This window comes from Shewanella sp. YQ_9 (assembly GCF_043103185.1).
GTDB lineage: Bacteria > Pseudomonadota > Gammaproteobacteria > Enterobacterales > Shewanellaceae > Shewanella > Shewanella algae.
In genome coordinates, this window is the sequence record NZ_JBICJO010000074.1 from 1 (window position 1) to 23706 (window position 23706).

19 protein-coding genes and 1 pseudogene are annotated in these 23706 nt (G+C 54.3%); 6 read left to right on the top strand and 14 right to left on the bottom strand.

What is annotated here, in order from left to right; genetic code table 11:
- The 5 genes and pseudogenes from ACF8D4_RS19685 to hldE all read right to left on the bottom strand — a co-directional run.
- Window positions 1–219 (bottom strand): annotated as a pseudogene (locus ACF8D4_RS19685) (type VI secretion system tip protein VgrG); the annotation flags it as partial.
- 306 nt (window positions 220–525) lie between these two features.
- Window positions 526–1044, bottom strand: a complete 519-nt coding sequence (locus ACF8D4_RS19690) for an Hcp family type VI secretion system effector (protein WP_025890191.1) — start codon at window positions 1042–1044, stop codon at window positions 526–528.
- Between the two features lie 358 nt (window positions 1045–1402).
- Window positions 1403–1882, bottom strand: a complete 480-nt coding sequence (locus ACF8D4_RS19695) for a TetR family transcriptional regulator (protein ID WP_025010373.1) — start codon at window positions 1880–1882, stop codon at window positions 1403–1405.
- A gap of 156 nt (window positions 1883–2038) precedes the next feature.
- Window positions 2039–2866: a hypothetical protein gene (locus ACF8D4_RS19700; RefSeq protein WP_052678626.1), complete on the bottom strand. Its 828-nt coding sequence runs from the start codon at window positions 2864–2866 to the stop codon at window positions 2039–2041.
- Window positions 2866–4296 carry a bifunctional D-glycero-beta-D-manno-heptose-7-phosphate kinase/D-glycero-beta-D-manno-heptose 1-phosphate adenylyltransferase HldE gene (hldE, locus tag ACF8D4_RS19705; RefSeq protein WP_392466842.1) on the bottom strand — a complete coding sequence of 477 codons (1431 nt, stop codon included), beginning with the start codon at window positions 4294–4296 and terminating at the stop codon, window positions 2866–2868. The genes ACF8D4_RS19700 and hldE overlap by 1 nt, the downstream gene beginning before the upstream one ends.
- A 105-nt stretch (window positions 4297–4401) precedes the next feature.
- Here hldE and ACF8D4_RS19710 point away from each other — a divergent pair, with 105 nt between their 5' ends.
- Complete coding sequence (locus tag ACF8D4_RS19710; protein ID WP_045283114.1) at window positions 4402–5325, top strand: LpxL/LpxP family Kdo(2)-lipid IV(A) lauroyl/palmitoleoyl acyltransferase; 924 nt, start codon at window positions 4402–4404, stop codon at window positions 5323–5325.
- Between the two features lie 57 nt (window positions 5326–5382).
- On the opposite strand, the gene ACF8D4_RS19715 is transcribed toward ACF8D4_RS19710, so the two are convergent.
- On the bottom strand, window positions 5383–7107 hold the full coding sequence (locus ACF8D4_RS19715; protein ID WP_025010370.1) for a potassium/proton antiporter: 1725 nt from the start codon (window positions 7105–7107) through the stop codon (window positions 5383–5385).
- A gap of 514 nt (window positions 7108–7621) precedes the next feature.
- Between ACF8D4_RS19715 and ACF8D4_RS19720 the strand changes: the two genes are divergently transcribed.
- The 3 genes from ACF8D4_RS19720 to ACF8D4_RS19730 all read left to right on the top strand — a co-directional run bounded on the left by ACF8D4_RS19720 (window position 7622) and on the right by ACF8D4_RS19730 (window position 12527).
- Window positions 7622–9895, top strand: coding sequence for a nitric-oxide reductase large subunit (locus ACF8D4_RS19720; protein ID WP_234505871.1), 2274 nt, complete (start codon window positions 7622–7624; stop codon window positions 9893–9895).
- Between the two features lie 85 nt (window positions 9896–9980).
- Window positions 9981–11501, top strand: a complete 1521-nt coding sequence (gene norR / locus ACF8D4_RS19725; RefSeq protein WP_045283115.1) for a nitric oxide reductase transcriptional regulator NorR — start codon at window positions 9981–9983, stop codon at window positions 11499–11501.
- Window positions 11502–11612: 111 nt separating this feature from the next.
- Entirely contained in the window at window positions 11613–12527 is a 915-nt protein-coding gene (locus ACF8D4_RS19730; RefSeq protein ID WP_025890079.1) for a L,D-transpeptidase family protein, read from the top strand.
- A gap of 68 nt (window positions 12528–12595) precedes the next feature.
- Here the strand turns inward: ACF8D4_RS19730 and ACF8D4_RS19735 are convergent, their stop codons facing one another.
- Window positions 12596–13417: a M14 family metallocarboxypeptidase gene (locus tag ACF8D4_RS19735; protein WP_392466848.1), complete on the bottom strand. Its 822-nt coding sequence runs from the start codon at window positions 13415–13417 to the stop codon at window positions 12596–12598.
- 100 nt (window positions 13418–13517) lie between these two features.
- Window positions 13518–13859, bottom strand: coding sequence for an FKBP-type peptidyl-prolyl cis-trans isomerase (locus tag ACF8D4_RS19740; protein WP_025890081.1), 342 nt, complete (start codon window positions 13857–13859; stop codon window positions 13518–13520).
- Window positions 13860–14043: 184 nt separating this feature from the next.
- On the opposite strand from ACF8D4_RS19740, the gene zapE reads away from it, so the two are divergent.
- Window positions 14044–15162 (top strand): cell division protein ZapE, encoded by a 1119-nt coding sequence (zapE, locus tag ACF8D4_RS19745; RefSeq protein ID WP_392466851.1) that lies wholly within the window; start codon window positions 14044–14046, stop codon window positions 15160–15162.
- Here the strand turns inward: zapE and ACF8D4_RS19750 are convergent.
- The 3 genes from ACF8D4_RS19750 to ACF8D4_RS19760 form a co-directional block, all read right to left on the bottom strand.
- Window positions 15133–16572 (bottom strand): amidohydrolase family protein, encoded by a 1440-nt coding sequence (locus ACF8D4_RS19750; protein ID WP_392466853.1) that lies wholly within the window; start codon window positions 16570–16572, stop codon window positions 15133–15135. The two genes, zapE and ACF8D4_RS19750, sit on opposite strands and share 30 nt — an antisense overlap.
- A 111-nt stretch (window positions 16573–16683) precedes the next feature.
- The gene (locus ACF8D4_RS19755) at window positions 16684–18012 is read right to left on the bottom strand and encodes an MFS transporter (protein WP_392466855.1); all 1329 of its coding nucleotides are present in this window, start codon (window positions 18010–18012) and stop codon (window positions 16684–16686) included.
- Complete coding sequence (locus tag ACF8D4_RS19760; RefSeq protein WP_181317246.1) at window positions 18009–18536, bottom strand: nucleoside deaminase; 528 nt, start codon at window positions 18534–18536, stop codon at window positions 18009–18011. Before ACF8D4_RS19760 ends, ACF8D4_RS19755 begins: the two co-directional genes overlap by 4 nt.
- 107 nt (window positions 18537–18643) lie before the next feature.
- On the opposite strand from ACF8D4_RS19760, the gene ACF8D4_RS19765 reads away from it, so the two are divergent.
- The gene (locus ACF8D4_RS19765; RefSeq protein WP_392466858.1) at window positions 18644–19516 is read left to right on the top strand and encodes a LysR family transcriptional regulator; all 873 of its coding nucleotides are present in this window, start codon (window positions 18644–18646) and stop codon (window positions 19514–19516) included.
- 21 nt (window positions 19517–19537) lie between these two features.
- Here the strand turns inward: ACF8D4_RS19765 and ACF8D4_RS19770 are convergent, their stop codons facing one another.
- The 3 genes from ACF8D4_RS19770 to glnE all read right to left on the bottom strand — a co-directional run bounded on the left by ACF8D4_RS19770 (window position 19538) and on the right by glnE (window position 23704).
- Complete coding sequence (locus ACF8D4_RS19770; RefSeq protein ID WP_082052689.1) at window positions 19538–20326, bottom strand: sensor domain-containing diguanylate cyclase; 789 nt, start codon at window positions 20324–20326, stop codon at window positions 19538–19540.
- Window positions 20327–20510: 184 nt separating this feature from the next.
- A complete protein-coding gene (locus ACF8D4_RS19775) occupies window positions 20511–20765 on the bottom strand; it encodes a hypothetical protein (protein WP_208141309.1) in 255 nt (84 codons plus the stop codon).
- Between the two features lie 83 nt (window positions 20766–20848).
- Window positions 20849–23704: a bifunctional [glutamate--ammonia ligase]-adenylyl-L-tyrosine phosphorylase/[glutamate--ammonia-ligase] adenylyltransferase gene (gene glnE / locus ACF8D4_RS19780; RefSeq protein ID WP_345852608.1), complete on the bottom strand. Its 2856-nt coding sequence runs from the start codon at window positions 23702–23704 to the stop codon at window positions 20849–20851.
- Window positions 23705–23706 lie beyond the last annotated feature (2 nt).

Here is a 23706-nt window from a genome sequence, read left to right on the forward strand (position 1 = left end):
TTCTCGCTGGCATTCGCCGTCCTGCCACCAACTCAGTACCCCGCTCTGGTCCACCAAATCGCTCGCCTTGATATCGTCCCGGCGACTCAGCAACTCAAGCTCTACCACATAAGGACTCGACAGCGATTCTTCCAGCTTGAACGACAGCACCGACAGGCTATCCTCTGCCAAACTGCCCGCCTTGAATCCAAAACGCATGCCGCTCCCTTGATGACTCATCTTCGCTGTCCTTATTATCCCTGTCCTTTCGCGGTACTCTTGCTGTCTGAGCTCTTGCTGTCTGAGCCCCGGCTTCCCTTGTTTTAGGGGAAGGCGTTGAGCTCCGCTCGCTGAGTGCCGTTTTGCTCTTGGTTTAAATGCGATTGACTCGAATGTCTGTTGAATGTCCGTTTAGCCGAATTGCACCAAAAGCCATTGGCCTGCTCTCTGGCTCTCCATCAACCGGTTACACTGTCAGTTGACGTCCCCACCAGAAAACACCCCAATGGCAAACAGCCACCGCAAGGCGGTGGCTGACACACACTATCAGGCTTCGATGGGCTTGCGCCAGTCATCCGCACCTGAAGTACCGGCACTCACGTGGTCCCAGTCTATCTTGCGATAGGCCATTGACACCTCAACCAATTGGGTGAAATCCGCCTTGTTCGGGTCCTGGCAGTGTGGCATGTGACAGTTGATGTCCACTATCGTCGCACCTTCAAGCTTGGTAGTGAAGAAGTGCTCCTGCTTGCCCTCGATAGAGGTGCGGTACCACTTCAGCTCAACCTTGTTCAGCTTCTCACCGGATGACAGCGAGTTGTACATCAAAGGCACCGCCTTGTTCAGCGCCACGGTGAACTTGAACGGCTTGTGCACCCGCTGACCCGAAGGCATACCTGACTGTGGGTCGGTCGGCACTGTCACCACATGGTTGAATTCCTGAACCAGCATCTCGTCTTCATGACCTTCCACAAAGATGTCGCCCACTGACTCGGCTGTAAACGCGCCTGCAGTGATATTGCCCTGGGTTTGACCTTCGATGGAGATATAACATGGTGTTGGCATGGTTAATTCCTTTTACTGTTGAATGAGTGATAAAACCTCATCACCCAATGCCAGAAGCATGCCAAATCGTAACCAACTGTTTTAAAACAACATCCAAACCAACCCCCACTCTCCGGGCAATTTCTTGCCCGAACCCGGGCAATTTTTTGCTCGCCGGGCAAGTTTTTGCCCGAAGAGAGTTGCCCGAAAGAGTGGCCTGAAGGAATGTCCCAAGGAATAAGCTGAAGTCGACTGGCTTTTGTGAGCCAATAACGCGTAATTCGATAAGAAAATGAATGGATAAAAAAACAGCAAGCCTTAGCTTGCTGTCTCAATTATCTCTACAAATCGCTTGAATGAGAGTCGCTTAAACAGAATTTTAAGCGGCGCAGGCGATTCCGGGATCGGAAAGCAACATAACGGCGCTGCGCCCCAGGAGATCGTTGATCATCTGCTCGCCCTTTTCACCCAGCTCTATCTGGGCATTTTCCCTGGCCATGGCCACGGCGCGAAACAGGGTTATCTCAGGATTGTTGTGTCCACAGAGACTAAAGAAGAGTCTCAATACTGCCCTGTGCTCTGCTTGTTGCAGCGCCTGCATCCAGGATTTTTCGAGTGCTTCAACACTGGAAAAATCCAGAGCGGCCAAAAACAGCCGACCAATGCGCACATCCAACCTGGCAAGAAAATCGATTTTGCGCGGAAAATGGTGACTGATCCCCGTGCGGCTAATCCCCGTTGCTTCTGAAAGAGTGGTGTAAGACATAGCCTCAAAACCAATAGTTAAGATTTGTTTGAGAGCTTCGTCCATAATCTGATTGATAGTCAGCTCAGTCTGAGCCTTTGAACGCTTGGCCATTCTTGTCTGCCTCTTATCCCCGTTGTTTTTATTGCCAACGAGCTTATCAAAGGCATAGAGAGAATACTGCCAAAAAGAGGGGTGTTAACAGCGTTTTTCACTTTTGTTCAGCAAGGGTTCAGCTAGGACAGCTGAAAAAAAGCCTTATTCGTCACATTATTGCAACATTTTTTCTTTAACCAACCAACGATTGGCCATTTCAGTTCCCACCAACTGTTTCAGAGTGGGTTGCAGCACTTTGCCCAGTTGCTCACGACGCCAAAACATATAGCCAGGAAGGGTTTGCCGACCAGCCCGGTTAAAGAGATGCTGCAGCAAGCTGGAAAACTCTGCCACTTCACCTGGAGAATAATGGCGGATCTCTGGATAAAAACTGAGCACAAATGTAGCAAAATCAGCAAATTCCGCGATTTGCTTCAGATCATACTTATTTAACACTTGTATCAGATAAAGTGGGCTCCAATGTGACAAATTGCCGATATCGGAAAATACTGCCAGGTTACGACGGTGGTATTGTTGCCACACAAGTTCCAGACTGTTCCATTCTTTAGCACAACGCCAAGCGAGATAAGTATCAGCCAACCACTCGTGGTCCAATTCAGACAACTCAGTAGGCAGAATGTTTCCTTGCAAGCGCTTTACTTCCAGATGCCCTAATTCATGCCACAGGGTTAGTTGCGGCTGATGCTGCAGCAAGAGTTCATGGTTTTGGCCGTTCCAGATAGCACTTTGACTTTGAGGGAGATAGTGCGGTGCCCAGAGAACCATACCGGCAACTCTTTCATCTTCGACGGGCAGAGACATGGCGCCTCTCATTCCCAGTGCATCGAAAAAAGCCTCTTGAGACAGGGGCAGTTGTTGTTTGACTCTATCGGGGAGTTGTTGCAGACACAGTGGCAGTTCCGATGGCGGGCATATCAAGGCTTGTTTTGGACCTACATCAGCCCAAAACAAGCTTCCCGATAGCAGCGCCGCCATCAACATCAGGGCTTGGCCATAATATTCTGAATAATGGCGGTGGTGGAGATACCATCTTCGAATCCCAGCACCTTGACACTGCCACCGGCGGCGATCACCTCTTCACCTCCGGCTATCTCCTCCACCCGGTAGTCGCCCCCCTTGACCAGGAGATCCGGCAGCAATCTAGAGATCACTCGCTGCGGTGTATCTTCACTGAAAGGCACCACCCAATCGACAGCGGCCAGCCCCGCCAGTACTGCCATTCGCCGCTCAAGACTATTGACCGGACGCCCCTCGCCCTTGAGCCGTTTAACCGAAGCGTCATCATTGACCGCCACAATCAATCTATCGCCCAAGGCACGGGCTTCTTTGAGGTAACTGACGTGTCCGGCATGGAGTATGTCAAAGCAACCATTGGTCATCACCACCCGCTCACCTCTGAGCTTGGCTTGCTGCATGGCGTACAGCAGTTGATCTTCGCTGACCACACCAAAGCCTGACTCTCCCTGATGTTGAGCCAGGGCCTCGATGAGTTCAATGCGGCTGACGGTGGAAGTGCCCAGTTTACCAACCACCACACCGGCGGCGGTATTGGCAATGGCACAGGCTTGTGGCAGGTCGCTGCCGGCCGCCAAAGCTGTGGCGAGCACCGAGATCACAGTATCTCCGGCGCCGGTCACATCATAGACTTCCCGTGCCACAGTAGGAATATGCAGCTCATCCCCTTCGCTGGTGATCAGTGTCATACCCTTTTCAGAGCGGGTAACCAGAATCGCTCCCAGTTGATGCTTGCTAATCAAAGCCTGGGCCTTGGCCACCAGATCGGCCTCAGAGCTGACAGTACCCACCACAGCCTCAAACTCACTCATGTTGGGAGTAATTAAACTGGCACCGGCATAACGGCCGAAATCGCTGCCCTTGGGGTCCACCAAGACACTGATCCCCTTGGCTCTAGCCTTGGCGATAAAGGCCTGAGGCTCAAAGATGGCACCCTTGGCATAGTCAGACAGCACCAGCACCTTGCAATCGTCCAGTAGAGCTTCGCTCTGCGCCAATAGCGCCTGGCTCTGCTCCTGGGCAAAGGTCTCTTCGAAATCCAAGCGAATAAGCTGTTGGTTACGACTCAGTACCCGCAGTTTGGTGATTGTGGGTTTATCTTCAACCGTCAGCCACTTAGGCTCCACACCTAGAGTACTGACACCTGTATTCAGGGCCGATGCGGCTTCATCGGCTCCGACAATACCGGCCAGTTGCACCGAGCCGCCCAGCGCCGCGATATTCAGCGCCACGTTGGCTGCTCCGCCGGGCCTATCCTCTATCTGATTGATACGCACCACAGGTACAGGCGCCTCGGGTGAAATACGGCCGGTTGGGCCAACCCAGTAACGGTCGAGCATCACATCACCAACCACCAGAACCTTGGCTTTTTCAAATGGGGGCAGAGTTACCTTCATAACGGACTTGTCTTATTAGGCAAAATAAACCCCGATTGTACCTAATTTTCACACTGAATTGGGTTAGAATATGCGGTAATTTTTCCTGTAAACGGGTTTATCGTTTTGGTAGAGAAAGCACAATTTTCCGCTCACTTGTATCACCCTAAATTCTGGTTGCTGTGGCTGGCTGTCGGTCTGGCCAGGCTGACCCTCCTACTGCCTCTCAAGTGGCAGATGAAGCTTGGCAGTGGCATAGGTCTGCTGGCAATGAAGCTGGCCGGAAGCCGGGTTAACACCGCCAAACGCAACCTGGAGTTGTGTTTTCCACAAATGAGTGAGGCCGAGCGAGAGACGCTGCTCAGACGTAATTTCCAGGAAACCGGCAAAGCGATTTTCGATACCATCAATGCCTGGTGGTGGAGCAACGACAAAGTGCAGAAGCACATGCAGATAAAGGGCCAGGAGCATGTGGAGCAGACACTGGCTGCCGGTCAGGGAGTTATTCTGTTTGCGGTTCACTGCTTGCCGCTGGAAATGGGTGCAAGAATATTTGGCCAATTTCAGCCCGGGGTTGGTGTGTACCGCCCCCACAACAACCCTGTAATGGAATATCTGCAGGTGAAGGGCCGTTTGCGTTCAAACAAGGCGCTGGTTCCCAAGCGGGATCTAAGGCAGATGGTGCGTTGCCTGCGTAACCCTGATGTCATTTGGTACACAGCAGATCAGGACTTTGGCCGCTCCAGCGCCATCTTTATCCCCTTCTTCGCCGTTCCCGATGCTGCCACCATCACCGGCGGCACCACTTTGGCCAAGCTGGGTAAAGCCAAAGTGCTGCCCTTCTTTGTTGAGCGCAACACCGACGATACGGGTTACAACATAGAGATCCAGGCGCCGCTGGATAACTTCCCCGGCGAAAATGAGGTGGAAGACGCCAAACGCGGTAACGGCATTGTCGAGCAGTTGATCAGCCGTAATCCGGCGCAGTACATGTGGCTGCACCGCAGGTTCAAGACCCGCCCCAATGAGAGTGATCCCTCGCTCTATTGAGAAAGTAGCCGTAAAAATGCCGACTCAAGGTCGGCATTTCTTCGTTCTTCGCTTTTTTCAGTCTTCAGAGGGCAATCTCAAACCAACCCGGCTGACTGTCCCTTCCTGCACCTCGGCGACTATCCAGTCCAGCCCTTGCCAGAGGAATTGATCCCCCACTACAGGGTGACTGCCGAGTTGCTGTAGCAGTAAGTCGGCAACCCGCATCTGCTCATATTCGGGTTCCAGCTGCATGCCGTAAATCGGTGCCATATCGGCCAGCATCACATCCACTGAAATAAAGAAGTCACCAAAGAAGCGGGGCGCCTCGCGTTTTTCTGGCGCCTCACTGAACAGCTGACTCAGAGGCTCCAAATCGTCCTCTTGCCCCAGCACACAAAGAATGTCATCGGCCATCAGCCTGGTACTCCCCGAAGGGTGCAACAGTTCGTTATTGCGAAATACGGCAGCAATCCGGGTTCCCGCCGGCATGGCAAGACGCCTCAGAGGCTCACCGATACACCATTTATTTTCACTGAGACGATAGACAAATATCTCCCATTCACTGGTGGGATAAATTTCCACCCCGGCGCGGGAAATAGGTGCCGGTTTGGGTGGCAACTCCACCTTGGCCAGCTGCGCCGCCTTGGACAAGGTACTGCCCTGCAGCAGCAAGGAAACCATCACCACGAAGAAGGCCAGGTTGAAGTAAAGCTGCGCTTGTGGCAGCCCCGCCATCATGGGAAATACCGCCAGAATAATGGGCACTGCGCCGCGCAGCCCGACCCAGGAGATAAACCATCTGTCTCTGTCATGGAAGCTGCGAAACGGTAGCAAACTGAGCCAAACCGCAATCGGCCGCGCCAGAAAGATCATCCCGAACGCCAGTGCCAAACCCGGTAAGGCGATATCTTTCAGATCCGATGGCGTCAGCAAGAGTCCCAGTACCAGGAACATGCCTATCTGACTGAGCCAGGTCATACCATCGAGCACGTTGAGAATCGAGTGTTTGCCACGGGTCGCCTTGTTACCGAGAAATAGACCCACCAGATAAATAGACAGAATACCACTGCCTCCCAGGGCATTGGAGATAGCGAAGATCATCAGTCCGCCACTCAGCACCAAAATGGAGTAGAGGCCTTCCGGCAATTGATTGCGATTGATAACCTGCCACAACAGCCAACCGCCGCCGACACCGAGGATCCCGCCCAGGCCAAACTGTTTGATAAAGCTCAGTGCCAAATAGCTGCCCGAGAGTTCATCGCCACTGCTGCCGAGAATGGCAATCAGAGTCACGGTCAAAAACACAGCCATGGGGTCGTTACAACCGGATTCGATTTCCAGTGTCGAACCGACACGCTCATTCACGTTTTTGCCTTTAAGCAGGCTAAATACCGCCGCGGCATCGGTCGAACCGACAATGGCTCCCACCAACATGCCCTGGAGTAAATTGAGATCGAATAACCAGGCAGCCAACAAACCTGTCAGCGTGGTGGTTAACGCCACCCCAAAAGTGGCCAATGACAAGGCCGGCCACAATGCCACCCTGAAACTGGCAACCCGGGTACGCATGCCACCATCGAGCAGAATAACCGCCAGAGCCAGGTTACTGACCAAATAAGCAACTGAATAGTCATTGAATACTATGCCGCCTGGGCCATCTTCACCGGCAAAGATACCCACCGCCAGAAATACCACCAAAATAGGAATACCGAGTCGCGAAGACAATGGGCTAAGCAGCACGCTGACTGCAATAAGCAAGGCCCCGACAAGGAAAAAGCTGTTGATGATATCTGCGTTCAAATGACCCTCCAGTTGAAAATGCGGGGAAGCTAATAAAAGAGAAACCTGACTCTAACGAGACTCCGGAAAACACGTGGGTTACAGACGGGATTATATCATTAATTCGGGTTATTTTTCAGTAGAAACAGTTGACTTATTTTTACTGCCAGCGAAAAAGACCAGTAAAAGAAGCCAGGTAAACCCTTAAAAAATGGAAAATTTACCTATAAAACATCAAATCTGAACCCAAAGAAACATAAACTCAAATTAATGAAAAAAACTTTATTTTTTCAAATAACTAAAGAATTTGAAATCCAAGAATTCTCGTCAAGATATCAGCTATAGCTTTCTGGCAAACAGCTAGTGTCATAATGACAGTTATTAATGTTAAAAAGACACTTTTAATACAATCAAAATGACATCATCAAAAACACACAAAAAAGTAATGCACTGATTAAAAACAAGAATAAAAGTTGGCACGTTGGCTGCTCTATGTAGGAAAACCTATCAAATAGACTTTGTCAGAGGGATGCCAATGAGCAGACAAAAATTCACCCTGATCGCACTGTTACTTGTGTTGGTCGCTTCTTTCACTGTACTTCTCAGTATCGGCAGTGAAATCTATCGGGAAAAACCACCGATTGCCGATGTCTATAGCGACAGCCAGGGCCAAGTGGTTTTCAGCGGCAAGGACATAGAACAAGGGCAGCTGGTTTGGCGCTCCATGGGCGGACATCAACTTGGCTCAGTCTGGGGCCATGGCGCCTATGTGGCTCCGGATTGGACCGCAGACTGGCTACACCGTGAGGCCGAAGCCTGGCTGGATATTCGAGCCAAGGAGACATACAACAAGCCTTTCAATAGCCTGGACAAGAGTACTCAGGCCGCATTGGAGCAAGCTTTAAGGGACGATTTGCGCCATAACACAGTCACTACAGACGAGAGAGGTCACACCCGGGTGGTGCTTTCCGATACCCGTATCGCCGCCATGGCGCAAGTGAGTCAGCACTATCAATCTTTGTTTGGTGACGATCCCGCGCTGAATGAGCTTCGGGAAGCCTATGCGATGAAAACCAATACCATAGGATCTGCCGAGCGCCGTCAACAGCTCAATGCCTTCCTGTTTTGGGGCGCTTGGGCCGCAGTGACCGAGCGCCCGGATGCCAATTACAGCTACACCAATAATTGGCCCTACGATCCACAACTGGGTAACACACCGACATCAGACAATATCGTCTGGTCGATTCTGAGCATAGTGACTCTGCTGGCCGGTATCGGTGCCCTGGTTTGGTATCATGCCGCCGGCAAACATGAAGCCCTGCCGGCTCCCGCCACTGAAGATCCCCTGTTCAGACACAAACCCACCCCGTCACAAAAGGCCACGGGTAAATACTTCATTACCGCTATCGGCCTATTTCTGCTGCAGATACTGCTCGGTGGCGTCACGGCGCACTATGCGGTTGAAGGCCAGGAATTTTACGGTTTTCCCTTGAGTGAGATCCTGCCCTATTCAGTGACCCGCACCTGGCATACTCAACTGGCAGTATTCTGGATAGCAACGGCCTGGCTCGGTACCGGGCTCTATATCGCACCGGCGCTTTCCGGCCACGAGCCCAAATATCAACGCTTCGGTGTCAACCTATTGTGGGTCGCTCTGCTGATAGTGGTGCTGGGCTCCATGGCCGGTGAATGGCTGGGGGTACAACAATACTTCTCACTGGACAACAACTTCCTCTTCGGTCACCAGGGTTATGAATACATAGATCTCGGCCGGGTGTGGCAACTGCTGCTGTTGGCCGGATTGATGATCTGGCTGGCACTGGTGAGCCGCGCCATGTTGCCCGCCCTGAAACAGGAATCTGAGCTAAAGCCTGTGCTCTGGGTACTCTACGCCTCCTGTGTTGCTATCGGCCTCTTCTATGGTGCCGGGCTGTTTATGGGTAAACACACTAACCTTGCCATCGCCGAATACTGGCGTTGGTGGGTAGTACATCTGTGGGTTGAAGGCTTCTTTGAAACCTTTGCTACCTCGGTTATCGCCCTGATGTTTGTGCGTCTTGGCCTTATCCGTGCCCGCAGTGCCAATGGTGCGGTACTCTTCTCTACCCTGATCTTCCTGACCGGAGGCCTGATAGGCACACTGCATCACCTCTATTTCACCGGCACACCCACTTCGGTCATCGCCTGGGGCGCTATCTTCTCGGCGCTGGAAGTGGTGCCTCTGGCCCTTATCGGTTTTGAAGCGGTGGAAAGCTATCGCCTGCGCCGGGCCGCTCCCTGGATGCAACGCTATCACTGGGCCATCATGTTCTTTGTTGCCACCGCTTTCTGGAATCTGGTGGGCGCCGGTGTACTGGGCTTCCTGATCAATCCACCGATTGCCCTCTATTACATTCAAGGGCTGAATACCACTGCCACCCACGCCCACGGCGCCTTTATGGGAGTCTACGGCATGTTGGGGATAGGCCTGATGTTGTTCTGCCTGTCAGGACTTGCCGGTAAACTGCGCTGGGAAGACAAGTGGCTCAAGGGGGCATTCTGGAGCCTGAATCTGGGGTTGGCCGCCATGCTGTTCCTGTCATTGCTGCCGGTGGGCATAGTGCAGTTCTTTGCCGTACTGGATCATGGCTACTGGTTTGCCCGCTCGGCAGAGGTGATCCACAGCCCGCTGGTAGAACGCCTGGTATGGATGCGGATGTTCGGTGACATCATCTTCTCCGTCGGCGGTTTATTGCTGGGCGCCTTCCTCTTGGGATTGTTGCGACAGGCAGTCAAGGCCAAACGCTTGGCCATTGCTACCAGTCACTAGCCACTCACACTGAAAAATAATGTCAAAATGACATTCCACTGTCCCTGGGGTAGACTCACCCCAGGGATTTTATTCAGGTCAGCTTATGCCACTCAGCCATTCCGATCTCACCCGTATCGCGCTGGATATCACCTCAGGTTTGCCAAACAGCGACAGATTCAGCCGTCTGCTGGCGACGGTACGGGACAATCTCCATTGTGATGCAGCCGCTCTGCTGCGATTTCAGGGCAATAGCTTTATCCCACTGGCAATCGACGGCCTCAGGGCCGATGTGCTCGGTCGCAGCTTCAACATCACAGAGCACCCGAGACTGGAGGCCATCGCCCGCGCCGGCGATCTGGTGCGCTTTCCGGCAGACAGCCAATTGCCGGATCCCTACGATGGCCTGATAGCCGCCCACACAGATAAGCTCAAGGTGCATGCCTGTATCGGCCTGCCGCTGCTGGACAAGGAACAGCTAATAGGCGCCTTGACCATAGATGGTCTGGACCCTTGCCAGTTCGACGATTTCAGCGATGAAGAGTTGCGAAGCCTGAGCGCCATCGCCGCCGCCTCCCTCGGCAATGCCCTGCTGCTGGATAAGTTGGAAAGCCTGTCGCTACAGAGCCAGAGTCAACCATTGCCGGAAACCGGCCACAGTGAACTTCTGGGGGAAAGCCCGCAGATGTTGGCGCTGAAGCGGGAAATTGCCGTGGTCGCTCCCAGCGACCTGAACGTGTTGATCCTCGGTGAAACCGGCACGGGTAAGGAGCTGGTTGCCAAGGCAGTACACGCCGCCTCGCCCAGAGGCAACAAGGCTCTGGTGTACCTCAACTGCGCCGCCCTGCCAGAGTCGGTCGCCGAGAGTGAACTCTTCGGTCATGTCAAAGGCGCCTTTACCGGCGCCATCAGCAATCGCGCCGGTAAGTTTGAATTGGCCGACAAGGGGACTTTGTTTCTCGACGAGATAGGCGAGCTCAGCCTACCGCTGCAGGCCAAGTTACTCAGGGTGCTGCAATACGGCGATCTGCAACGGGTTGGCGAAGACAGAAGCTTGACAGTGGATGTGCGGGTTATCGCCGCCACCAATAAGGATCTCAAAACCGAGGTGGTTGAAGGCCGCTTTCGCGCCGATCTCTACCACAGGCTAAGTGTTTTCCCGCTACTTGTGCCGCCACTGAGAGAAAGGGGCCGCGACATACTGCTGCTTGCCGGGCATTTTCTTGAACGTTGCCGCAGCAAGCTGGGGCTGGAGCGTCTGAGTCTGTCCGCCGAATCGGAAGCCTGGCTGCTGGCCAACGACTGGCCAGGCAACGTCAGGGAACTGGAACACCTGTTGCACCGCGCCAGCGTGTTGGCGCGCGCCGCCAGTGACCATAACCAATGCCAGTTGCAACTGGGTGAGTTGCAGTCAAAGAGCCCCTCTCCAAGTGCGCTGCCGCGCCAGTTGGACACAACAGTGCCTGCAGAAGCCATTACACTCAAGCAAGCCACAGCGGAGTTCCAAAGACAGCTGCTGCGCAGTGTGCTGGAGCGGCATCAATACAACTGGGCCGCCAGTGCCCGCGAGTTGGGCGTCGACCCTGGCAACCTGCATCGACTGGCAAAACGCCTGCAACTGAAATAGTTTTTTTGCCGCAATCTGTTGAAATCTGCGCCGGAAAAGGTAAGGATGCCTGCTCGACTCTGATGCTTGAAACCATGGCGACTGACAGCGTTTAATGAAGAATAATATCCTATGACAAGAATTCCCCGCCTCGCCCTGTTACTGGGCCTGTTGCTTCCCGCCTGCCTGTCGCAGGCCGTTGAATATCCTCTGCCGCCAGAGGGCAGCAGTATCGTCGGTGACAACCAGTATTATGTGGTGCCCGATGACAAGCGCACACTGGAGAGTGTTGCCGACGAATATCAACTGGGGCTGACCAACATGACCGAGGCCAACCCAGGGGTCGACCCTTTTCTTCCCAAGCCCCGCAGCACATTGCTGATCCCTCACAAGCTGATCCTGCCGGATGCCCCCCGTAAAGGGATAGTGATCAACGTGGCCGAAATGCGCCTCTACTACTATCCCAAAGACAGCAATACGGTACAGGTCTTACCCATAGGCATAGGCCAGATAGGTCGGGATACCCCGGAAAACTGGGTGACCAAGGTTTATCGCAAACGCGCCAACCCCACCTGGACCCCAACGGCCAGGATCCGCAAGGAATATGCCGCCAACGGTATCACCCTGCCCAAGGTCTGGCCCGCAGGCCCGGATAACCCCATGGGCTTGTATGCGCTTTATATCGGTAACCTGTATGCCATTCACGGCACCAATGCCAGCTTCGGTATAGGCCTGCGTGTCAGCCAGGGGTGTGTCCGCCTGCGTAATCAGGATATCGAGCATCTGTTCAATACTGTGCCCAACGGCACCCGGGTACAGTTTGTCAATCAGCCGATAAAGGCCAGCCTGGAGCCGGATGGCGGTCGCTATCTGGAAGTGCATCAGCCGCTGTCGCGCACCGAGGCCGAGTTTGAATCCACCGCACCTGTGGTATTGAAGATGACCCCGGCCATCAGCCGCTTTATCGCCCATGCCGATACCGACTCCACCGTGCTCAAACGCCTGTTGGATGACAGAAGCGGTATCCCTACCCGCCTCAACCCCTGAAAGCCTTTCAAAAGCAAGACCCCAGCCTAGGCTGGGGTCTTGCTTTTGAGCGGTATCGCTTTTGGCTGTTACCCCTTGATGGGAGCCAACTGCTGCTGCACAAAGGCGTGCATCACGGCGCTGTTGGCCAGAATTCGCTGATCCAGATTCTGGGTCGCCGGCGTTTCACTGCAAACACCCACCTTGGCACCGGTGCGAACCAGCCAGGCCTCGAACGAAGTATCAAAGTGGTTGAAGATGACCCCGTCTTGCACCGGACAGCCATCGATATCGCCATCGGCGGTAATATCAAAGAAACGCCCCAGAGTATCACGCAGCTGCAAACTGAATTGGCCGGGTGATTGTCTGGGCTCAAAAGAATAGATATAGGTTTGTTGCTGCAACACATCCTCATGACAGGTCAATATGCCTTCGCGGCTGGCGCCCTGCAGCAGTTGGCCATATTCCAGCAGCAGCTTGCCTTCAACCGAAGGTGAACTGGCTTCGCCCTCTTTGGGCTGTAAAAACCCCCGGTTGGGGTTTTCACCGAACTTATTGAATCTGTGCCCCTTGGCAAAGCCAGTGGGGTTGACCAAAGGCAACAAGCTTAGATTAATTCGCTCGAAAATATCCTGTTGCAGTTCACTGAGGAAATGCAGCAACCCCCAAGGGCCGGCAGCCTCTTCACCGTGGAATCCGGCACTGATCAACACAGAGGGCAGCTCCGCCGTCGCTGAGGGCGACTGATACAGCTCCAGTGGATAATCACCTATTTCGCCCAGCTTCTTGCGCCCCAACTGCAGACGATCAACTTCCTGTTGCAATTGGGCATAGAAATGTTCGATATCCGTACTGTCGCAGGCAAAAATGTCTGAATGCCATTGAAAAGATGCGAAGGGGGAACGGCTCATAGTGCTTTTATGACTCAGATGAATGAAGGGCAAAGCTATGATATCAGCTTTATATAAAAACAAAATCCATCTGAGCCAATAGCGCTCAAAAGCCCTGGACTCAATCGTCGCGGGTCAGGACTTCCAGCAGTTCAATTTCAAATTCAAGATCCGAATTCGGCTTGATCAGCGCCCCAACCTGGCGTTCGCCATAAGCCAAATGTGCCGGAACCTTGAGTCGGCGTTTGCCACCGACCTTCATCCCCATCAAACCCAGGTCCCAGCCCTTGATCACCCGCCCTGTGCCAATGACACACTGAAAGGGACGGCCCTTGTCCCAGGAAGAATCAAATTGAGTACCGTCACTCAACCAACCTCGGTAGTGAGCCGTAATAAGCGCTCCTTTCACCGCGGCTTTGCCCTGACCTTCCTCAATATCTATGATTGCCAATTCTGCCGTCATGGCTTGTTCCTCAACCTATGGCTCAAAAGGCGCATCTTAGCCGTAAAAGGAACTGAACACTATTCCATGAATAGATGAAGCGGCATGGCAGGCACTTTTCCTTCAGGCTCAAGCCCTTGCTATACTGGCCGCCCGCGGCACTTATATGGCACTTAAATAACAGTCACAGGATGAGACGTCCAGAATGAAGCACACAATTTCACCCTCTGAACGCTATGCCCAAGGCCCTTGGCAGCAAGACCCCGCCCAGTTGCCTGCGCTGGCAGCGCTTGATCAGCGTTTTCAGGCGCTCGGTCAGGGAAACAAAGTCCCCGGGCTCTACCTGTGGGGGGATGTCGGCCGCGGCAAGACCATGTTGATGGATCTCTTTTTCAATGCCGTCGAGGGGCAACCCAAGCTCAGACTGCATTTTCATCACTTTATGGCCAGGGTTCACAGAGATCTGAACCGCATCAGCGGCACCCGTGAGCCTTTGGATCAGATTGCCGCCACACTGGCCAAAGAATGCCGCCTGTTATGCTTCGATGAGTTTTTCGTCTCGGATATCGGCGATGCCATTATTCTCGGACGTTTACTCGAAGGCCTGTTTAACCGTGGCGTTATGCTGGTCAGCACTTCCAATACGCCAATCGAGCGCCTCTATGAAAACGGCCTGCAGCGAGAGCGCTTTTTACCGACTATCGACTTGTTGCAACAGAAGATGGAATCGCTGCACCTCAATGGCGAGCAGGACCATCGCCTCACCAAAGGCGCGCCCCATGCCCAGGCGGCACTTCCCCTGCTTCAGCTTGGCAATGAACCTGACTTCAGCCAGTGGTTTTCAAAAAACGCCTCGGGTCCAGGGCAACTCAACATCATGGGCAGAGCGCTTTTTTTCCAAGCCATGGAAGCCACACAATCACTGGCCTGGTTTCGCTTCGATCAGCTCTGCGAAGGGCCGAGATCCACTCTGGATTATATGGAGCTGGCCGAAACACTGGATACTCTGCTGCTGAGCCATGTGCCCAGGCTTGGCGGTGAGCGCCGCGGCTGGATCCGCGCCCGCGGCACCGAAGATGCTGCCGAAGCCGTCAGCACAGGCGATAGAAAACTCAGTTATGCTCCGGAGGATGATGCCGCCCGGCGCTTTATCGCCCTGATAGATGAGTTTTATGACAGGGGTAAACAACTGGTGCTGCATGCCCAAGTACCACTGGAGCAGCTTTATCAGGGCGACGCCCTCAGCTTCGAGTTTCGCCGCACCTATAGCCGCTTAACCGAGATGCTGGGCAGCTCAGAGCTGGCGCCTGGTGTTATCCAATAGGCGCACTGACTCGGCCGCCTCGGTACGCATAGCGTCCAGCGCTTTGCTATCAAACAAGGTACCGCGATAGAAGAGCCCTCTTATCGATTGAGTGGCACCTATGTCCTGCAGCGGATTGTCCTGCAGCCATAGCAGTTCTGCCTTTTTGCCGACTTCAATGCTGCCATAGTCCTTGCTCTGGCCCATGAAGCGGGCGCCATTAATGGTAGCCGAGCGCAGAATATCAGCATTGTTCACCCCGGCCTGTTGCCAGAGTTGCAGCTCAGTGTGCAGCCCTTCGGCGGGGTAAACATAAGTGTTGAGCGCAGCAGAATCGCTGCCCGCCAGCAGGGTAACCCCGGCCTGCAACAGTTTTGGCAACTCGGCAGCCAGCGCTTGATAATGCTGCTTACGTGTCTGCCACTGCTGAGGTGTTTGCGCTCCCATACGCTCAATTCGCCAACGATATTTTTCGGTAAAAGCTCGGGTCAGAAACGCCATGAAAGGATCTTGGCTGTGATCTTGAGTATCGAGCCAGGCCAACTGGTGGCCGCCAATCAAGGTTGGTGTCACGGCAACGCCTTTGGCTGCCAACATGCGGTAACCCAGCTGCGCCTGCTCCGGGTCGAACCCATCACGATACGCCTGGCTCGCCTGCTTAGTGCTCATGCGTCCGGCCGCAACCGCAGCAGCAATTTGAGGCTCTTGGGCATTTCCCAGCCTAAGTACATATGAAGCATGTTCTATGCTGGACAGCCCGCTCTTGGCGGCTTCGAAAATGCTGACCCCATAGGGAATATGGCTGGATACCAGATGTCCACGGGCACGGGCCTCTTTGAGTGTTTCCAGATAGAGAGCCGCCGGCATGGTATTTTCAGTGATCTTGATAAAGTCGACCGCCATACTCTCAAGCTTGTCCATGCCTTGACGCATTTCGGCGCCATCGGCCACTTCCAGATCGCCATTCCAGACAGAGTCCGGACCTTCAAACTTCTGCCCGGCGCTGAAAATTTTCGGCCCCAAACGGTTACCGGACTCAATCTGTTTACGCCATAACAGCACTTCCGGCGCCAGATCGCTGGCCGCTTCACGCACCGCGGTAATGCCGTAACTTAAGTAAAGCGGCAGTAACAGGGCATTGTCCTCCACCAGTTCCCGGCCTTCGAAGTGCACATGCATGTCCCACAAAGATGGCATCAAAATGCCGCCCTGAAGATCCACATTGCGCTCAGCCGTTAACTTGGCAGAGCTGTCTTCAATGGCGCTGATCCGCCCCTCATCGATCGCCAGTTGTTTACCTGATAGCAAACGCCCCTGCTCCACATCCAGCAAACTGAAATTGGTCAGCAGCCACTCATGGGGTTTGGCCTGCAGCGGCGGGGTAAATGATGTGGCCAAGAGACATAACAGCGACAGTTTTTTCAATGACATTCCGGCTTCCTTAATTATTATTTTAGGTCTAATAAACAAATTGTTATCAACAGTTCCAGGTCTTTGGAGAGTCACAATACCAACCTCTCCTGCCGAGGAATGATTTCGGCCTTATTGAGCATGAACCTTGGAGACTCGTTGCTGCTCATCTGTCTCCCGGCGCGCAGGCAAACCTGATGGACCAAAACCAAAACAAAGCACGGTCACCACCAAGACAAACAACCAATGCAACAACCACAGTGGAGCAAAATAGGTACTGCTCTGCATCACAGGCGCTGCGCCGTCAAGCAACAAGGGCGGTATGATCAAGGGAGGCAGCGCCGCCAGCAGGAAGCCGCCGCCCTGCACCATGGCACTGAGGCCGGCCGTCTGCTCGGCGCCGCGGTATTCTTCATGCACCAGGAGCAAGGTAAGTGAAAAGCTGCCGCCAAGCCCCACGCCAAGCAGCAGACTCCAAAGCACAGGGGCGCCCTGAGGCCACAAAGCCAAGGCCATAAAGCCTACTAATTGCGCGATAAGAGCCAACCACAACCAGGGACGGCGGTCGGCTTTTGCTTGCTTGCTGGCGAAACGACCAGCCAGCAGCGGTAACGTCAGGGCTGAAAACATCTGTGCCAGCGCCATCAGGGCCACCAGCCGCCCACTTGCAAGCTGAGACATGCCCAGTTTCTGATAGCTGAGCGGTAACCAAGCCACCAGGCTGGCATAGCCTCCATTGATAAGCCCGAAACTCAGCAACAAAGACCAGGCCTTTGCCCGGCGCCATGGCAAGCTTGGTTTAGCGGGCGCGGGATTATCCTCCCCTGATGTACTCACAATAGAGCCTTCAGTCAGAGGTGCAACTCTGGAAACAGCCGGTTGAGAGTCACGCCTGGCCAACCAAAGTGCGAGCAACAACACTGGTATGCAAGGCAGCGCCCATAATGCCAACACCGAAGCCCCCTCTGAAAACAGCGTTATCAACCAAGGAGTGACTCCAGCGCCCAGAGCGCCGCCGCCCATCAACAGCGCCGAGTATCCCCCCATTAATACCGGCAAGTGTCCGGCGAAATGCTGTTTGATAAGCCCTGGTAACTGCAGTTGCATCCAAGCTACGGCAAGCCCGGCCAGCAAGGTGGAGAGCCAAAGCAGTGGCATGGTAACTCTTGCTCTGAGTACCAGCGCCAAAGTCAGCAAGCCGAGGCTAAGAGCCACACCGGGCAAGCTGGAGAGCCTTTTAGGTAACCAAGGGGCAGTCAGCGCTCCACCCCCCATCAGCAACATTGGCATTGAGGTCAGCCATCCCAGAGCCTGCACCTCAATACCAAGCTCGCTACTGAGCTGTGCCAGCAAAGGCCCGGGCGATGTCAGAAAAGGCCTCAACGCCAGTGCACCACCAAACAATAACAGCAGCAGAGCCACTGCTTTCAGCCTGGTCAAATACGGCTGTTGAAGTGTCATTGCTCTTCGCTATCCCCAGTTGGATTTGCCTGAGCATCATGTGCCAAAGCGCCATAGAGCCAGGCAGGTTCAAAGGAGCTTTGACAACGACGAATGGTAAACCCCGGGCTTTGTGCAAGCTTTTGGCTCTCCAAACCCAGCAAACCATAGCTGGCTTCACTGGAGAATCCCCAGAATTCGGCATCGTGATTATCGAATACATAGCGTATCTCACGTATGCCTGCCATCAAGGCGGCAGCCAAACACATGGGGCAAGGGTGACCACTGGTGTAGAGCACGGCACCATCGAGTTGTGTCGTCTCTAATGACTTGGCCGCCGCACGTATGGCCTGCATTTCGGCGTGAGCCGAAGGGTCGCAGTCGGCTGCGACCCTGTTGACACCTTGTGCAATAATCTCCCCGTCTTTCAGCAACAGGGCGGCAAAGGGTCTGGCGCCGGACAGCAGATTATCTTTGGCCTTGATCACCAAGCGTTCTATTAGCTCGGCTTCTGTCAGCGGCATGCTTGTGAGTGTTGCTTTCATTCTGTGGCTTCCAGGCAAATTTTCCATCCAGTCTAAAAACTGCCTATTTGATTTGGAAATTAAATAATGAAATATTCATCAGTGGAATTCTCACTAATCCGGTACTGATGAAAACACCTCATTCTCCCGCCAACCTGGCACTGCTCGATCCTGTATTACTGCGGGCCTTTGTCGCCGTCGCCGACAGTGGCAGTTTCACCCGCGCCGCGGCCGCCACTCACCTGACCCAGTCAACAGTTAGCCAGCAGCTTCGCCGTCTGGAGCAACAATTGGGTTATCCTTTACTGGATCGCAGTGGCCGTTATGCCCAAACCACACCGGAAGGTGAGCGACTGCTTACTTATGCCAGACAGATACTGGCGCTGATGCGGGAAGCCGGAGGTCGAACACAAGAGGCGTTTACCCCACTTCGATTGGGAGTGCCGGAAGATTTTGCCGGTGAGGTACTGACCCAGGTGTTGGCCGAGCTGCAACGCCAGGAGCCGACATTACAACTGGAACTGACATCTGGGCTGAGCCAAGGCCTTTATGAAGCATTTCGTGATGGCAAACTGGATATAGTGCTGGTGAAACAACGCCTCGGCGCCAGTCGCAGCGTCGCCTGCTGGCCAGAACCTGTTTGCTGGTTCGACAGTCGCAGCCACTCGCTGGCAGAAAAGCGCCCGCTACCTTTGGTGGCCTTTCCCAATGGTGGTTTATATCGAAGTGAGATGATCCAGCTGCTTGATGAAACCGGGATAGAGTGGCAAATGGTGCAAGTCAGTAATTCACTGTCACAGGTGAAAGCCGCTGTAGCCGCAGGCATAGGAGTGAGCCTGTTGCCCAAACGCCTGCTCACAGACGCCCATATTCAGCAAGAGACTCTGCCACCGCCATTACCGATGGAACTGGTACTGCATGCTGCGCCCAGCCTGAACCATATGGGCAAGCGGCTAATTCAGGACTTGGTCGCCCGTTGTAATGACTTGATGGTTACTTAAGAAAACAAAACGCCAACCCAGCTAATCGCGCCCCGGCTTTCTGCGGTACATCAAGCCGTCGGCCTGAGCCATCAACTCGGCCAAGCTTCTGGGTTGGGCCGGATCGTATAGGGCTTCTCCGAGGCTGGCACGGATCTGATAGGGTTTTGCCAAGCGGAAGTTGAGTTCGGCCAAGGCTTTACGGAACCTCAACTTGATGGCTCTGACATCCAATGGTCGCAAATGGGTCAGCAGTACGGCAAACTCATCACCTCCAAGCCTGGCTACCACATCCGACTCGCGGAAACAGCTCACCAGCATGGCGGCAAAGGCCTGCAACACGGCATCACCTTCACTGTGACCATAGGTATCATTAATGGGCTTGAATTCGTTGAGATCCAGATACAGTAAGGCACCGTAGAAACTTTCACGACAACAGGAAGACAGTGCCATCTCCCCCAGTAACTCAAAGCCCCGGCGGTTGGCCACGCCGGTGAGTTCATCCTGACAGACCTCTTCCATATGCTGCAGTTCGTTTTCCACCATATGGCCGAGATCTTCCAGACACAGCTTATCTTCCTGGGACAGTTCTCTTGGGCGTACATCTATGATGCAGAAGGTGCCAACCCTACAACCATTGCGCATAGTCAAAGGATAACCGGCATAAAAGCGGATATGGGGAGCGCCGGTAACCAGAGGGTTGTCGGCAAAACGAGGGTCCTTGAGAGTATCCGGGATCAGCATGGATTCAGGCGACAGGATGGCATGACCACAAAACGACTGATCTCTGGGTGTCTCCCTGAGGGAGATACCTAAGGAAGGTGCGAACAAGTCCCATGCGTGCTCTGCGTCGGCTTACAGGCCTGGATGCAAGGCGTGGTTCGCAGCAAATGGCCCTAGTCCTTTGCAAGAAGCACAACACAGCAGGCAGGCTTGTAAGCCACGCCCTTTGGGGCTTTCACAGCAACCGGCTCTCTGCGTTATCCGACTTCGACAGGCCCCGGCATGCCTTCAGTCAGATGCCTTGAACGCCAATTGCTGTGTCAGCCAGAGTGCCGCGAGGACTTATTCGCACCTTCCCTAAGCTGGACTTGAACCATTGTCGTTTGGCATCAACCAGACTAACCAAACAGATGGGCACTTCAAACAGTCGCTGCGCCATGCGGCTGATGCGATCAAAGCGCTCCTCTGCTTCGGTATCCAACACCCCGAGTCCTTGCAGGGTAGCCAGCCTTAGTGGCTCATCCAAGGGCTTTTGGGGTCTTGGCATAGGCATTCCTCAACAGTGGCTTCAGGCAAAGCAATCGACAAAACTTCTCCGTTAACTATAGATAGCCTGAGCGCACCGGTAAACTATTGCCCCAGGATAAGCTCATAGATGTTACTGACCCGTTCGGCCTGCTCCGCCACTTTTTCCTGTGCCACCAGCCCTGGCAAACCGGCCAGAGTCAACCTGTGGTTTTCATCCCTCAGCATGCAATAGGCCTGAGTCAGATGCTGCGCCGACATCAAGGGCAGCAGCTCAAGCTCAGCCAACACCTCAAAAATCCGCACATTATCAGACCAGATACACAGCTCGGGGTGCTTATGGGCATGGGCCAGCACCAAATACTGAGCGATAAACTCAATATCGGCGATACCGCCAACGCTTTGTTTAAGATCGAACATTCCCTGCGGCGCTTTGAGCAGATGGTCGCGCATCTTAAGGCGCATCTCACGCACTTCGCTGGCCAGCTGTTTCCTGTCTCTTGCTTGGCGCAGCACGCTGTCACGCACCGCCTGAAATTCCTGCGCCAGGGCGTTATCGCCGAAGACAAAGCGGGCACGAACCAAAGCCTGATGTTCCCAGGTCCAGGCCTCCTGCTGCTGATACTCGCCGAAATGCCCAATTTCACTGACCAAGAGCCCGGAGGCGCCCGATGGTCGCAGGCGCATGTCTACCTCGTAAAGCTCGCCCGACATGGTGCGGGTGGAAAACAGGTGTAATATCCGCTGCGCCAGTTTGAGATAGAAGTGCCCTACATCCAACGGCTTGTCACCGTCAGTCGAACCGCCCTTGGCATTGTGCAGAAACACCAGGTCGAGATCCGAGCCGTAGCCCAGCTCAATGCCACCCAGCTTGCCATAGCCGACGACGGCAAAACCTATCTCCCCTTCAGCCAGGCCAGGCGGCACGCCGTGGCGCTCTGTCATTTGCTGCCAGGCCTGTTGCACCACTTGCTCTATGATGGCCTCGGCAAGAAAAGTCAGGTGATCGCTGACCTGCATGATAGGCAAGACCCCGGTGACATCCGCGGCGGCAATTTTCAACTGTTGCGACAGTTTAAACTGCCTGAGCGCCTCCATCTGCTGCTCCATATCCTCTTCCGGAACCCGCAGCAGGTATTGGCGCAGTTCACTGCCGTAGTCATCCAGAGAGGTGGTGTCATAAAGCTGCGCCGGATCGATCAGTTCATCCAGCAACATGGGGAATTTCGCCAGCTGCTGGGCAATCCAGGGACTGGCACAACACAGGCTCACCAATTGTTGGCGGGCGCCAGGGTTTTCACACAGAAGTTCAAGATAAGTGGTACGGGTGAGGATCTGCTCCAGTACGCCGGTTACCGGCTTGAATGCCTTGCCGGGATTGGGCTGCAGCGTCAGCTCCTCAAGCATTTTCGGCATCAGCTTATCCAGGGTATCCCGCCCTCTTGGCCCTATGGCCCGACGTGATACCGTCTCGCGCCAATGAGCCAGACTGCTCCAGAGTTCATTGTCTTCTATGCCTCGCTCGGCCAGCAGCGATTGTATGTCTTCCTCGCTGTCACAGACCCAAAGCTGACAGGCCCAGCTGTCGCTTTGCTCCTCATTGTCTTCATCACCGCCGACGGTATCGCGAAAATGGCGATGAATCTTGAACATGGCGGCCTCAACCTCACTGCGCAGCTCTGCCTCATTGGCCATCCCCAACGCGTAGCAGAGACGATGCCAATCCAGGCCGTTATCCGGCAGGGTTTGGGTCTGTTTATCCCCTATGGCCTGCAACAGGTTTTCTACCCGGCGCAGCAGCAGATAACTCTGCTTGAGTTCATCTACTGCCAGGTACTCAAGTTGCCCCAAACTAAAGAGGGTATCTATGGCATCGAACAGGCTTTGACTGCGCAGCGCCGGCTCCCGGCCGCCGCGGATAAGCTGAAAACTCTGCACCACGAACTCCACTTCGCGGATACCGCCGGCACCGAGTTTGATGTTGTCCTTGAGCTGTCGTCGACGCACTTCCTGGGCAATCAGGCGCTTCATCCGCCTTAAGGAATCTATGGCAGAAAAGTCGATATAACGCCGGTAAACAAAGGGGCGTAGCAGGTCGTGAAGCTCATCCGAGTATTGAGTCCAGGGACCAAGCGCGCGGGCTTTGACCATGGCGTAACGCTCCCAGTCACGCCCCTGCTCCTGATAATAATCCTCAAGGGCGCTGTAGCTGACCACCAGCGGGCCACTCTCTCCATAGGGGCGCAAACGCATGTCGACACGGAACACGAAACCGTCGACTGTGACCTGCCCCAGCAGATTGACCAGGCGTTGCCCCATGCGGATAAAGAACTGCTGGTTATCCAGGCTGCGCCGACCGCCCTGGGTCTCACCGTGTTCCGGAAAGGTAAAGATCAAGTCGATATCAGATGAGAAGTTCAGCTCACGGCCGCCCAGCTTACCCATCCCCAGGATCATCAAAGGTTGTGGCTTGCCGTTGCAGTCACAGGGGGTTCCCAGACTCTGGCACATTTCGCGATAGAGCCAGTCTCTGGCGCCGATGATCAGCGCCTCAGCCAATACAGAGAGATCGAGCAGTGACTCCTGCAGCGGGCTATAACCCATGAAGTCGCGCCAGGCGAGGCGCACCATTTGCCGGTTGCGATAGTTTCGCAGCACTGACTTGGCGGTTTCTTCCTGGGTGACAGGGTCGAGCAGGGATTGGATTTCGTCGGCAAAGTCTTGTCTATCCAGGCGAGTGAGCTGGCCGCTAAAGAAGGGGGCAATCCATTCAGGGTGGCGGCACAGCTGAGTGGCAACATAATCACTCAGGCCCATAACCCGCTGCAGCTCCTGCTGCTCGATGAGGCTGAGCTCGGTAACCACCTCAGGCCAGCGCTCCACCAGCAGATGCCAATGCTTACCGGCCTGTTTGCACAGCAACTCGGAAAACGGCTTTTGACTGTCACACCCCAATTCCATAG